The organism is Rhodococcus sp. NPDC003348 (assembly GCF_053589375.1).
Map to the genome: position 1 here is coordinate 1 of NZ_JBSFRT010000052.1, position 12,988 is coordinate 12,988.

Sequence of the window (12,988 nt, forward strand, 5' to 3'; positions counted from 1 at the left end):
CTCTGAACCGCCTCTTTCCCGAGACGCCGCTCTTCCGAGTCTCGGGACTCGCAAACCGCGCACGAGCGGCGCAGCCGCCTATCCGAGGTAAGCCACCCAGCCGCCGTGATCGGTGATGTCGGTGGCGCCGTCGACGGCGTCGTGGGTGCAGCCGAACCCGACGACACTGCGGCCGTCGGACAACTCGACACTGGTCAGTGCCATCGGCGCGGGCAGCGCCGCGAGGAAGCCGCCGAGCCCGGCGCGCGAGACCCGGAAGACCTCCCCGACCACCGGCGACCCGAGTCCCTCACCCCGCCGGACGAGGCCGGGCTTGGGCGGGACGGTGTCCAGCGCGTAGAGCCGGTAGGCGTCGGTGGTGCTCACGGTCCCGGCGAAACGGGCGCCGATCTCCTCGAGCTGGAAGTGCAGCGGCTGGCCCCGCAGATGCGCTCCGAACACCGCCAGGTCCACACCGTCCTCGACGAGAGCGGGAGCGTCGACTCCACCCGATCGGGCCGCGAGATCGACGGCGACCTGGTCCTCGAACGCGGGCACCACGAACATCACCCCGAACGGGTCGCCCTGCGCGGTCGCCGTTCCCGGCACCGCGACCGCGGCCATGTCGAGCAGGTTGCAGAAGTTCGTGTAGGCCCCCATCCGGCGGTTGATCGCGATTGGATCGGCCTGCACCGCGGCGATCGTCGGGTGCTCGGTCGTGGTCGGCAGCAACAGCGCATCGCAGCCGGCCAGCGTCGCGGCGGCAGCGACCTTCGCCCGGTGGAGCGTGTCCAGGTCGCCGACCAGTTCATGGGCGGCCGGCGCCTTCGCTCCCGCCACGATTGCCGCGACCGTGGGATCCGCTCCGGCGGGCGCGGTTTCGAGGAACGCCCCGACCGCCGCGTAGCGCTCGGCGACGACGGCGCCGTCGTACAGCAGGCGGGCCGCGTCGAGGAGACCGGAGATGTCGACCGTACGCGTCCGGATGCCGGTGGCCTCGAGCGCGGCAACCGTCTCACCGAAGGCGGCGAGGTACTCCGGGGACAGGTCGGCGAGGTCCTCGATGCGCGGCACCGCGACGACGGGCGCGGTTGGGGCGGCCAGGCGCACATCCGGCGGCCACACCCGGCTGCGCGGATCCCGAGGATCCGGGCCGACCATCACCCGGGCCGCCGCGACGGCCGCGTCGAGGTCCGTGGCGAAGACGGTCAGGCAGTCGTAGTCGACGCAGGCGGGCACCACCCCGTGTGTAGGCACGAGGCCGAGGGTCAGCTTCAGCCCGACGATGCCGTGCAGCGCGGCCGGCACCCGGCCCGATCCGGCGGTGTCGGTTCCGATGCCGATGTCGGCGATGCCGAGCGCAACCGCAACCGCAGACCCGGAACTCGAACCGCCCGAGACCCGTTCGGCATCCCACGCGTTCCGCACCGCCCCATAGGGACTGCGGGTGCCGACCAGGCCGGTGGCGAACTGGTCCAGGTTGGTCTTGCCGAGGACCACCGCACCCTGTTCGACGAGGCGCGCCACTCCGCTCGCGGTTTCCGTTGCGCGGTATTCGAATTCGGGACACGCGGCGGTGGTGGGCAGGCCGGCGACGTCGACATTGTCCTTGACCGCCACCAGCAGCCCGGCGAGCGGCAGGGTCTCCCCCGCCGCCAGACGTTCCTCGACGGCTCGGGCGTCGGCGAGCACGTCGGACTCGGCGCGCAGCGTGATCCACACCTCGGGCCGGTCCACCTCGGCGATCCGGCGGAAGGCCCGCTCCACCCGGTCGGTGGGCGACGAGGCCCCTTCCAGCACAGCGGCGTTGCTGACTGCGTTCATGTTCAAGCGGCTCCAATCACCACGAGCGGAGTACCGGGTTGCACCTTCGCACCCGGCTCGACAAGCACCTCGAGCACCGTGCCCCCACTCGGGAAGGGTACGGGCATCTCGAGCTTCATCGCTTCGAGCACCACGGCGTCCTGGCCGGGCTCGACGACGTGTCCGGGTTCGACCTCGACGCGCCACACCGTGCCGACCATCGGCGCCTCGACCGCGACTGCGCCGGGTGGCAGTTCGAGGGTGCCCACCTCCTCCGGTTCCGGAAGCGCGACCTCGACGCGGTCGAACTCGCCCGCCGCACGCCACGCCTCCTTCTCGGTATCGAACGCGCGGGTCTGGCGGGCGTTGAACGCGGCGATCGAGTCGGCGTTGTCCTCGAGGAAGCGCAGGTGGTCGGCGAGCGCGAAGGTACCGTCGGTGATCTCGGCGTTGAACCGGCCGGCCTGCGCCTCGGCTCGGTACTCGGTCAACTGCTCGGGCGTCACCGGCTCCCACACGATCCGGTCGAAGAAGCGGAACAGCCACGGCCTGCCCTGTTCGAAGGGACCGTGCTGGCGGTACCCGGACCAGATCGGTACGGTGCGCCCGATCAGCTGGTAGCCACCTGGCGACTCCATCCCGTACACGCACAGGTACTTGCCGCCGATCCCGACCGCGTCGGACGGCGTCCACGTCCGTGCCGGGTTGTACTTGGTGGTGACGAGCCGGTGCCGCGGGTCGAGCGGAACCGCCAGCGGGGCACCGAGATACACGTCCCCGAGCCCGAGAACCAGGTACTCGGCGTCGAACACGGCGTCGCGCACCTGGTCGACGGAGTCGAGGCCGTTGATGCGACGGATGAACTCGGTGTTCGACGGCAACCACGGCGCGGTGTCGCGGACCCCGGCCCGGTAACGGTCGATCGCCTCGGCGATGGACGGATCGTCGAACGAGAGCGGCAGCCGGATCGTGCGGCTGGGAACCACGAGATCGCCGGTGGCGGGGAGCAGTTCCTCGACGTCCTGGAGGACGTCGAGCAGGCGCGAGGGCGGCAGCATGTCCGGGTCGAAGTGCAGGTGCAGCGACCGTACACCCGGGGTGACGTCGATCAGGCCGGGCAACCGGCGGGCGGCGAGCGCCTCGGACAGCGCGTGCACCCGCATCCGCAGACCCAGGTCGAGTTCCATCTCGCCGTACTCGACGAGGATGTTGTCGTCGCCGCCACGCAGGTACCGCACCCGGGGCCGGTCGAGGACCGCGTCGCGGTGCGCCAGCACCCCGCCGTCGGAGGTGACCGCATGGGCGGCCGACGGCGGCAGCAGGGCCGCCCGAACGGGATTCGACGACCGCAGCAGGTCCGCACCCGCATCGGTGACCGGAACGAAGCGGACCCCGTCGCCCGGGCGGATCTGTCCGAGCTTCCAGCGGTGCGCCCGGGTGACGGTGAGCGGGCACGCGAATCCACCGAGGCTGGGCCCGTCCGGTCCCAGCAGGATCGGGGTGTCACCGGAGACGTTGAGGGCGCCCACGCTGTACGGGTTGTCGTGCAGGTTCGACGGATGCAGACCCGCCTCACCACCGTCGGTGCGTGACCACGTCGGCTTCGGTCCGTCGAGCCGGATCCCGGTCCGGTTGGCGTGCGCCGCCACCGTCCAGGTCGTGTCGTAGAACTGGGCCATGTCCTCGGGCGTGAAGTAGGAGGGTGACGGCTGCGGCCCCTCTGTTACCGCCAGGTGCCAGGTGTGGGCGAGGACGGGACGGTCGGTGGTCGGGACGGCCGCCGGTGCGGCGCATCCCGCCGTGGAACCGATGGTCAGCACGTCACCGGTGGCGACGGCCCGGCCGGTCGGTCCGCCGAACCCGCCGAGTGTGAACGTCGCGGCGCTGCCGAGATACTTCGGCGCATCGAGGCCCCCACGGATCGCGAGGTAGGTGCGCAGGCCGTCACCGGCGGGCGTGCCGATGTCGAGCACTCCCCCGGCCGGCACCGTCACCGGTTCCCACATCGGCACCCGTTCTCCGTCGACGGTGACCGGGACGTCGGCACCGCCGACACACACCACGGTCTCCTCCGCGAACTCCAGTTTCGGGCCCTGCAGCGTGCATTCGAGTCCGGCCGCATCGGCCGGGTTTCCGACCGCAGCGGCAGTGAGGGCGAACGACAGGTCGTCCATCGGACCGGACGGCGGGATCCCGACCTCCCAGTAGCCGAGGCGGCCGGGATGGTCCTGCACCGTCGTCATGGTGCCGGCTCGCAGCACGTCGACGCGGGCGCCACCGACCTGCAGGGTGGCGAGGGTGCCAGTCGTGTGCCGGGCGTCCTGGACCTCGGGCATCGTCGCGATCGCCTGCAACTGAAGAACATTCGTGGCGATTCCGTACACCCGGGTCTCACCGAGTGCCTCACCGAGGGCCGCGAAGGCACCCGCCCGGGTGGCGCCGGAGGTGATCACCTTCGCGAGCATGGGGTCGTAGTGCGCGCTGACCTCGGTGCCGGTGTCGACCCAGGTCTCGACCCGGGTGTGTGCCGGGAACTCCACGCTGGTGAGCAGTCCCGCGGACGGCCGGTAGTCGCGGCCGGGATCCTCCGCGTACACGCGTGCCTCGACCGCGTGACCGGTGATCGCCGGACCGCTGTCGGGCAGGGCGTCGAGCATGGACGCGTCCCCGCCGGCCAACCGCAGCATCCACCCGACCAGGTCCACCCCCGTGACCTCCTCGGTGACGGGGTGTTCGACCTGCAACCGGGTGTTCATCTCGAGGAAGGACGCCTCCCCACGGTCGACGTCGTACACGAACTCGACGGTGCCCGCGGACCGGTAGTCGACCGACGAGGCCAATGCCCGCGACGACGAGAGCAGCTGCTCCACGACGGCATCCGACAGACCCGGCGCCGGAGCCTCCTCGACGACCTTCTGGTTGCGGCGCTGCAGCGAGCAGTCGCGGGTCCCGAGGCTGAGGGTGCGACCCAGTCCGTCACCGAACACCTGCACCTCGATGTGCCGGGCGCGGGCAACGAACCGTTCGAGGAACACCCCGGAGGAGGAGAAGTTCGCGGACGCGAGCCGCTGCACGCGGTCGTAGGCGCCGCGCAGGTCGGCGGCGTCGAAGCACGCCTGCATTCCGATGCCGCCTCCGCCGCCGACGGCCTTGAGCATCACCGGGTACCCGATCTCCTCGGCCGCGGCGAGCGCCGCCGTCACCGTGTCGAGCAGACCACTGCCCGCCACCAGGGGGACACCGACCGCGCGAGCCGCCTCGCGCGCCGAGTGCTTGTTGCCGAACACCCGCAACTGCCGCGGGGTCGGGCCGACGAACGCGATCCCGGCCGCCTCGGTGGCGACCGCGAACTCGTCGTTCTCCGAGAGGAATCCGTAGCCGGGGTGGATCGCGCCGGCCCCGGAGGCGAGCGCCGCCTCGATCACCGCGTCGGCCCGCAGGTAGGACTCCTGCGCGGGCGCAGGCCCGAGCCGCACCGCGACGTCCGCCATCTCCACGTGCGCGGCCGCCGCGTCCGCGTCGGAGTACACCGCCACCGTCTTCAGCCCCAGGATGTGGGCGGATCGCATGATGCGGCATGCGATCTCGCCGCGGTTGGCGACGAGGAGGGTGTCGAAGGAGAGGGCGGTCATGTCACAGCCTTTCGGGGGGTCATCGGGCGGAGTTCAGTCGCGGACGGCGTTGGCCATCCGCGCCAGCGCCAGCGCCTGCTGGGCGCGTTCGATCACGACCGCGCGGGATTCGTCGATGTGGGCGAGCAGCGCGTCGTGTGCGCGCTGGAGGTGTCCGTCGAGCACCAACTCGGCGACGGCGACGTGCTCGTCGACGGTGGCGGCCATCCGGTCGGGCGTCAGGTAGTCGAACATCCGCACCGGCCGGACCTTCGCGTTCACGTTCGCGAGCGCGTCGACCAGCGCGCCGTTGCCGGAGGACGCGAGCAGGGTGATGTGAAACTGCTCGTCCAGCGCGACGAACCCGGCGTCCGGTTCGGGTGTGTCCTTGCGGTATCCGTACCACCGGTCGAGCTCAGGACCGAGGACCTCGGGATCGTGACGACCGGCATCCCCGTGCAGGATTCGACGAATTCCCCTCATTTCCAGGGTGATCCGAAGCTCGTACAGGTCGGCGAGGTCGTCGAGCCGCGGGCGATACGGGAACAGCCCGTGCACGTCACGTTCGACCAGTCCGTCGGCCTGCAGTCGTGCCAGCGCCTCGCGTACCGGTGTGCGGGAGACCCCGTACGTCTCGGCGAGCCGCTCCTCGCCGAGGCGCTCGGAGGGTCCGATCCGTCCACTCATCAAATCGTTGCGGAGTGCGCGATACACCCGCTCCCGCAGCGGTTCACCGGTGGTCTCGAGGGCGACCCCGTTGTCGCCCTTCCCCGTCGTGCTCATGGTCAGATGGCCATCGCCGCACGGACGGCGTCGGCGGACTCGGCGCCGCCGGTGCCGGTGGAGGTGACGTGTCCGGCAGCGAGGACGCTGTAGTGCTGGGCGGCTTGCAGGGCGAATCCGATGTGCTGTTCGACGAGCAGCACGCTCAGGTCGCCGCGCCGGGTGAGATCAATGATGGTGCGTTCGATCTCGGCGACCACGTTCGGCTGGATGCCCTCGGTGGGTTCGTCGAGGATCAGGACCTTGGGTTCGGTGATCAGGGCGCGAGCGATCGCGAGCTGCTGACGCTGACCGCCCGACAGCAGGCCCGCCCGCCGGTCGAGCAGACCGGCCAGTGCGGGGAACAGGTCGAGGACCTCGGCGATCAGCGCCTTGCCTCGTTTGCGGCCGTCTGCGACCACCTGCAGGTTCTCCGCACAGGTCAGCTGCCCGAACGACTGCTGGCCCTGCGGCACGTACGCCAGCCCGCGGGCGACGCGGGCGCTGGGCCGCAGCCCGGTGATGTTCTCACCGCCGAACAGGATCTTCCCCGACGTCGTCTTGATCAGCCCGACCGCGGCCCGCAGCAGGGTGGTCTTGCCTGCCCCGTTGTGCCCCATCACCGCGGCGACCCCGCCGTCGGGGACGGTCAGCGACACACCGTGCACCACCTCGGTGCGCCCGTATCCGGCGCGGATGTCGACCAGTTCCAGCATGGGTCAGCCCTCCTTCGTGTCGTGGGCGGCGACGGCGACGGCGGTGCCGTCCACGTGCCCGGTGCCGAGGTAGACGGCCTGGACCTTCGGATCGGCCTGCACCTGTGCGACGGTGCCCTCGGAGAGCACCTTCCCCGCGGCGAGAACGGTCACCGACGTCGCGAAGGCGCGCATGAAGTCCATGTCGTGCTCGACGACGACGACGGTCCGCTCGCCACCGATGCGGCGCAGCAGGTTCCCGGTCTCCTCCCGCTCCTCCAGGCTCATCCCGGCGACCGGTTCGTCGAGCAACAGCACGTCCGCGTTCTGCACCAGCAGCATCCCGATCTCGAGCCACTGCTTCTGCCCGTGCGCGAGGATCCCCGCGGGGGTGTCACGCTGCGCGGTGAGCCCGATCGTCTCGAGGGCCTCCTCGATCTGTGGCAGCACCTCCTTGCGGCGCCGCAACAGAGTCCACGCGGATCGTCCTGCGCCGGCGGCGATGTCGAGGTTCTGCAGCACGCTCAGGTCCTCGAACACGCTCGCGGTCTGGAAGGTGCGTCCCACCCCGAGGCGGGCGATGTGATGGACCTTCTTCCCGATCAGCTCGACCCCGGACTTGGTGGCGGACCCGGTGGCCGGGACCAGCCCGGTGATCGCGTCGACCAGGGTGGTCTTGCCCGCACCGTTGGGGCCGATCAGGAATCGCAGGTCCCCCTGCAGCAGCGTCAGATCCACCCCGTCGACGGCCGTGAAGCCGTCGAAGGTCACCGTCAGCCCGCGGACCTCCAGGTACTCGCTCGACATCCCGGCATTGCCACCGGCCGCGGGAGCCTTCGCCGTCACCACTGTCTCGGTCATCTACGACACCTTCACGGACTCGGGCGCCTCCGCCGGGGAGGACGCTGCGGGATCGGAATCGGGCGAGGGTGCGGTCGCCTGCGACGGTGCGCTGCCGGTGCGACGCCGCTTGAGCAGGGTGAACATTCCGGCGATGCCGGCGGGGAAGAACCCGACGACCACGATGAACAGCAACCCCTGGGCGTAGATCCAGCCGGACGGGAACGACTCGGAGAACGCGGACTGCGCCCACGCCACCCCGATCGCGCCGAGCACCGGGCCCAGCAGGGTGGCGCGACCACCGATCGCCACGCCGATCAGGAACGCAAGGGACGGCACGATTCCCACGTCCGCCGGGGAGATGATCCCGACGATCGGCACGAACAGCGCACCCGCGATACCCGCCAGGAACGCGGCGACGACATAGGCGACGAGCTTGATGTTGGCGGGGTCGTAGCCGAGGAACCGGACCCGCTCCTCCTGGTCCCGGACCGCGACGAGCAGTTCCCCGTAGCGGGAGTTCATCAACTGCCGGATCAACGCCACCGACAGCAGCAGCACTGCCGCGGCGATGAAGAACAGCATCCGCTTGTTCGCGGGATCCGCCAGGTTGAAGCCGAAGAAGGTGCGGAACCGGTTGAGCCCGTTGCTGCCGCCAATGGTCTGCTGGCCGACCAGCAGGATCGCGAACGCCGCCGCCAACGCCTGCGACAGAATCGCGAAGTAGGCGCCCTTGACGCGCCGTTTGAACACCCCGAGGCCGAGCACGAACGCCACCAGGCCCGGCAGGATCAGGATCGCGAGGATCGCCACGATCGGGGAGGCGAACGGCTGCCAGTAGCCCGGCAGTTCGGTCTTGCCGGCGATCTGCATGAAGTCCGGTACGTCGTCGCCCTTGAGCTGGGCGTCGGCGATCTTCAGGTGCATCGCCATCGCGTAGGCGCCGATCCCGAAGAACACGCCCTGCCCGAGCGTGAGCATTCCCCCACGCCCCCAGGCCAATCCGATTCCGACGGCAACGATCGCGAAGCACAGGAACTTGCCGAGCAGGCCGAGCCGGAAGTCGCTCAGCACCGCCGGTGCGATCCCGAACAGCAGCACCGCAGCGACCGCGAAGCCGCCCCACACCCGAGCCTTGGGACTTGTCAGGACGCTCATACCAGGCTCCTCGTCTTGACGGCGAACAGACCCTGCGGCCGGGCCTGGAGGAAGACCACGATGACAACGAACACGATCACCTTCGCGATCGACGCCGTCGTCGAGTACTCGATGAACGAGTTGAGGATGCCGAGCGCGAACGCGGCGATCACCGCACCCTTCATCTGACCGAGTCCACCGACGACGACCACCAGGAAGGCGTCGATCAGGTAGCTCTGCCCGATGGTCGGGCTGGTCGACCCGATCAGCGTCAACGCCACACCCGCGACACCGGCCAGACCGGATCCGATGAAGAACGTGGTGACGTCGGTGCGGCGCGACGAGATGCCGCTGGTTTCCGCGAGATCCCGGTTCTGCACCACCGCGCGGATCCGGCGCCCCATCGGCGACCGCTTGAGCGCGGTCGCCAGCACCGCCACCGCGACGACCGCGAGCACCAGGATGAAGATCCGGGTCTTCGGGACCACCGCCCCGAAGATCTCGACGCCACCCGAGAGCCAGTACGGGGCAACAACGTTCACCGCCGGCGCACCGAAGATGTCCCGGGCGAGCTGCTGCAGGATCAGTCCGACTCCGAACGTCACCAGCAGCGTGTCGAGCGGACGGTGGTACATCCGCTTGACCAGCGTCGTCTCGAGCAGGACCCCCATCGCACCACCGACGACGAAGCCGACCACCAGGGAGACGAACAGCGATCCGGTGGCGCTCGAGATCACCTGCTGCACCACGTAGGCCGTGTAACTGCCCGCCATGATGAACTCGCCGTGGGCCATGTTGATCACGCCCATCTGACCGAAGGTCAGCGACAACCCCAATGCGGCGAGCAACAGGATCGACCCGATGCTCAAGCCCGTGAACAGCTGTCCGATCACGACATCCACGATGTACTACCTCTCTGCTGGTCGGCTTCGTCGTCGGAATCGGCTGCTACTGCTTGCTCATGCCCTCGGCCCACGGGTACGAGGTGAGGTACGGGTCCGGGGTGATCGGCTGGCCCGAATCCCACACCGTGTAGATCAGTCCGTCACCGCGGATCTCGCCGATCCGCGCGGTCTTGGTGATGTGGTGGTTCGACCCGTCGATGGTGACGGTGCCCTCCGGTGCATCGAAGGTGACGCCGTCCGCGTTGTCCTGAATGTCCTTGACCGCGAACGAGTTCGCCTTCTCCACCGTGTTCTTCCACAGGTAGACCGAGGTGTAGGCGGCTTCCATCGGATCGGAGGTGGGCTTGTTCTGCCCGTACTTCGCCTTGTACGCCTCGACGAAGGTCTTGTTCTCCGGGGTGTCAACGGTCTGGTAGTAGTTCCACGCCGTCAACTGGCCCTCGATGTTCTGCACGCCGATGCCGCCGACCTCCTCCTCGGCGATGGACACCGACACGACCGGCATCTGCTGGGGGGTGAGGCCGACGTTCTTGTACTCGCGGAAGAAGGCGACGTTCGAATCGCCGTTGAGGGTGTTGAACACGGCGTCCGCGTCAGCGGTGCGGACCTTGTTGACGATGGTCGAGAAGTCGGTGGAACCGAGCGGGGTGTAGTCCTCACCCTTGATCTCGATGCCGTTCGCCGCGGCGTAGGCCTTGATGATCCGGTTCGCGGTCTGCGGGAAGACATAGTCGCTACCGACCAGGTAGAGGGACTTGACGCCCTTCTCCTTGAGGTAGTCCAGCGCGGGGATGATCTGCTGGTTCGTCGTCGCCCCGGTGTAGAAGATGTTCTTCGAATCCTCCAGGCCCTCGTACTGCACCGGGTAGTAGAGCAGCGAGTTCTTGTCCTCGAACACCGGCAGCATCGCCTTGCGACTCGAGGACGTCCACCCACCGAAAACCGCTGCGACGCAGTCGCTGCTGATGAGCTTCTCGGCCTTCTCCGCGAACACCGTCGGCTCCGAGGCCCCGTCCTCGCCGACCAGTTGGATCCGCTTGCCGAGCACGCCACCGGAGTTGTTGATCTCCTCGACTGCGAGGGCGATCGAGTCGCGGACGGTGACCTCGGAGATCGCCATCGTGCCGGACAGCGAGTTCAGCGAACCGACCTTGATCGTGTCACCGCTGGTGTCCACGCAGGAGGCGGCGGCGTCGCCGGATGCGGTGTCGGAGGCCTTGCTGCCACAACCGGTCAGGACCAGGCCGAGAGCGGCGACGGCGGCGGGTGCGGCGAGAGTGCGCTTCGAGAGGTGACGCATGTACGGGCCTTTCGGTCGAGGAACGTGCGAGCGGAATGAAGTGCTGGTGAACCCGGTATCCGAACCGCGTATACAGCGCGGTATTCGATGGATGCAGACAGTAGGCGGAAGTTGTTGCGCCAGAATGTCTGTCGATCACCAGTTGATTTCGCACATTGCGTCGACGTGAACAAGCACTCACCACGAGCCCGGCGCGGGCGGGAGAATGAGGCCCGGAACACAAAACGAGGGCGCCCGACCGTGTGGTCGGACGCCCTCGCTGAAGGCACCTGCGGCGCTCGTGCGCGTTTCGCGAGTCCAGAGACTCACAAAGCGCGCACGAGCCGCGGAGCGGCCTAGAAGTTGATCATGTGGCCGGCGAGGCCGTGGATGGCCTCCTGCAGCGCCTCCGACAGGGTCGGGTGGGTGTGGACGTTACGGGCCAGTTCGTTGACGGTCAGGTCCCACTTCTGCGCGAGGGTCAGCTCGGGCAGCAGCTCGGAGACGTCGGGACCGATCAGGTGGCCACCGATGAGCTCACCGTGCGTCTTGTCCGCGATCAGCTTCACGAAGCCGGTCGGATCGCCGAGGCCGTGCGCCTTGCCGTTCGCCATGAACGGGAAGGTCGCGACCTTCACGTCGTAGCCCTCCGCCTTCGCCTGCTCCTCGGTCAGACCGAAGCTGGCGACCTGCGGCTGGCAGAACGTGGCGCGCGGCATCATCCGGTAGTCGCCGAGCTCGAGTGTCTCGGCTCCGCCGATCGTCTCGGCGGCCACGACGCCCTGCGCCTCGGCGACGTGCGCGAGCTGCAGCTTGGCGGTGACGTCACCGATAGCGTAGATGCCGGGGACGTTGGTGCGCATCCGCTCGTCGATCGCGATCGCGCCACGATCGGTGAGGGCGACACCGGTGTTCTCCAGGCCGTAGCCGGTCACGTTCGGCGCGAAGCCGACGGACTGCAGCACCTTGTCGACGACGACCGTCTCGACCGCACCGGACTTGTTGTCCTTGATCGCGACGGTGACCTTGGTGCCGTCGTCCTCGATGGTCTGGACGGCCGCGCCGGTCTTGATGGTGACGCCGAGCTTCTTGTACTGCTTGGCGATCTCCTTGGACACGTCCGCGTCCTCGTTCGGCAGGGCGCGATCGAGGAACTCGACGATCGTGACGTCGACCCCGTAGTTCTTGAGGACGTAGCCGAACTCCATGCCGATGGCGCCCGCGCCGACGATGAGGATGGAACCGGGCAGGTCACGGGTGAGGATCTGCTCCTCGTAGGTGACCACGTTCTTGCTCAGCGAGGTGCCGGGCAGCAGCTTCGTGGTGCTGCCGGTGGCGATGATGACGTTGTCGAACGTGACCGACTCGGTGCCGCCCTTGCTCAGCGCCACGGAGATCGCGTTCGGGCCGGTGAACGTGCCACGGCCGTCGAACTCGTCGATCTTGTTCTTTTTCATCAGGAAGTGGACGCCCTTGACGCGGCCGTCCGCGACCTGGCGGCTGCGGTCGAACGCGGCGCCGAAGTCGAACGACGCCTCCCCCGAGATGCCGAAGGTCTTGGCCTCTTTCGTGAAGATGTGCGCAAGCTCGGCATTGCGGAGAAGGGCCTTGGACGGGATGCAGCCCACGTTCAGGCAGACACCGCCCCAGTACTTCTCTTCGATGATTGCGGTTTTCAGGCCCAGCTGCGCCGCGCGGATGGCTGCGACGTACCCACCGGGACCGGCACCGAGGACAACGACGTCATAGTGTGAGGTCACGGGTACCCAGGGTAGTCCCGCCCGATTTCGACGTCTCGGCACGGTCTGGTTACCCGCAAGTAGGGACACCTCCGACCATCGTCTGCATGTCCTCCGAACAAGCGACATCCCCGTGAAAACCTGGTCGACAGCCTCGAGGGGGACGACAATCGAAGGGTGGTCGTGGACTCGTCAGGACCGGGTCCACGGCCACCCCGCGACCGGATCCACGCCGGAG

9 protein-coding genes are annotated in these 12,988 nt (G+C 68.6%); all 9 read right to left on the reverse strand.

All coding sequences use genetic code 11. The features are described 5' to 3' along the window. Window positions 1-78: 78 nt before the first annotated feature. Window positions 79-1,803, reverse strand: coding sequence for an allophanate hydrolase (gene atzF / locus ACWDU4_RS24980; RefSeq protein WP_450116636.1), 1,725 nt, complete (start codon window positions 1,801-1,803; stop codon window positions 79-81). Between the two features lie 2 nt (window positions 1,804-1,805). Beyond that, window positions 1,806-5,414 carry an urea carboxylase gene (gene uca / locus ACWDU4_RS24985; protein WP_450116637.1) on the reverse strand — a complete coding sequence of 1,203 codons (3,609 nt, stop codon included), beginning with the start codon at window positions 5,412-5,414 and terminating at the stop codon, window positions 1,806-1,808. A gap of 33 nt (window positions 5,415-5,447) precedes the next feature. Continuing rightward, the gene (locus tag ACWDU4_RS24990; protein WP_450116638.1) at window positions 5,448-6,176 is read right to left on the reverse strand and encodes a GntR family transcriptional regulator; all 729 of its coding nucleotides are present in this window, start codon (window positions 6,174-6,176) and stop codon (window positions 5,448-5,450) included. A gap of 2 nt (window positions 6,177-6,178) precedes the next feature. Beyond that, entirely contained in the window at window positions 6,179-6,871 is a 693-nt protein-coding gene (gene urtE / locus ACWDU4_RS24995; RefSeq protein WP_450116639.1) for an urea ABC transporter ATP-binding subunit UrtE, read from the reverse strand. A gap of 3 nt (window positions 6,872-6,874) precedes the next feature. Then, window positions 6,875-7,711 (reverse strand): urea ABC transporter ATP-binding protein UrtD, encoded by an 837-nt coding sequence (urtD, locus tag ACWDU4_RS25000; RefSeq protein WP_450116640.1) that lies wholly within the window; start codon window positions 7,709-7,711, stop codon window positions 6,875-6,877. Then, on the reverse strand, window positions 7,712-8,848 hold the full coding sequence (urtC, locus tag ACWDU4_RS25005; protein ID WP_450116641.1) for an urea ABC transporter permease subunit UrtC: 1,137 nt from the start codon (window positions 8,846-8,848) through the stop codon (window positions 7,712-7,714). Then, window positions 8,845-9,729 carry an urea ABC transporter permease subunit UrtB gene (urtB, locus tag ACWDU4_RS25010; RefSeq protein ID WP_450116642.1) on the reverse strand — a complete coding sequence of 295 codons (885 nt, stop codon included), beginning with the start codon at window positions 9,727-9,729 and terminating at the stop codon, window positions 8,845-8,847. The genes urtC and urtB overlap by 4 nt, the downstream gene beginning before the upstream one ends. A gap of 46 nt (window positions 9,730-9,775) precedes the next feature. After that, window positions 9,776-11,032 carry an urea ABC transporter substrate-binding protein gene (urtA, locus tag ACWDU4_RS25015; protein ID WP_450116643.1) on the reverse strand — a complete coding sequence of 419 codons (1,257 nt, stop codon included), beginning with the start codon at window positions 11,030-11,032 and terminating at the stop codon, window positions 9,776-9,778. Between the two features lie 335 nt (window positions 11,033-11,367). After that, window positions 11,368-12,771: a dihydrolipoyl dehydrogenase gene (gene lpdA, locus ACWDU4_RS25020; RefSeq protein ID WP_450116644.1), complete on the reverse strand. Its 1,404-nt coding sequence runs from the start codon at window positions 12,769-12,771 to the stop codon at window positions 11,368-11,370. Window positions 12,772-12,988: the final 217 nt, after the last annotated feature.

What these genes read in the sequence shown, in the direction of transcription:
- atzF (WP_450116636.1), bottom strand. Translation starts at nt 1,803, where the DNA reads ATGAACGCAGTCAGCAACGCCGCTGTGCTGGAAGGGGCCTCGTCGCCC.
- uca (WP_450116637.1), bottom strand. Translation starts at nt 5,414, where the DNA reads ATGACCGCCCTCTCCTTCGACACCCTCCTCGTCGCCAACCGCGGCGAG.
- ACWDU4_RS24990 (WP_450116638.1), bottom strand. Translation starts at nt 6,176, where the DNA reads ATGAGCACGACGGGGAAGGGCGACAACGGGGTCGCCCTCGAGACCACC.
- urtE (WP_450116639.1), bottom strand. Translation starts at nt 6,871, where the DNA reads ATGCTGGAACTGGTCGACATCCGCGCCGGATACGGGCGCACCGAGGTG.
- urtD (WP_450116640.1), bottom strand. Translation starts at nt 7,711, where the DNA reads ATGACCGAGACAGTGGTGACGGCGAAGGCTCCCGCGGCCGGTGGCAAT.
- urtC (WP_450116641.1), bottom strand. Translation starts at nt 8,848, where the DNA reads ATGAGCGTCCTGACAAGTCCCAAGGCTCGGGTGTGGGGCGGCTTCGCG.
- urtA (WP_450116643.1), bottom strand. Translation starts at nt 11,032, where the DNA reads ATGCGTCACCTCTCGAAGCGCACTCTCGCCGCACCCGCCGCCGTCGCC.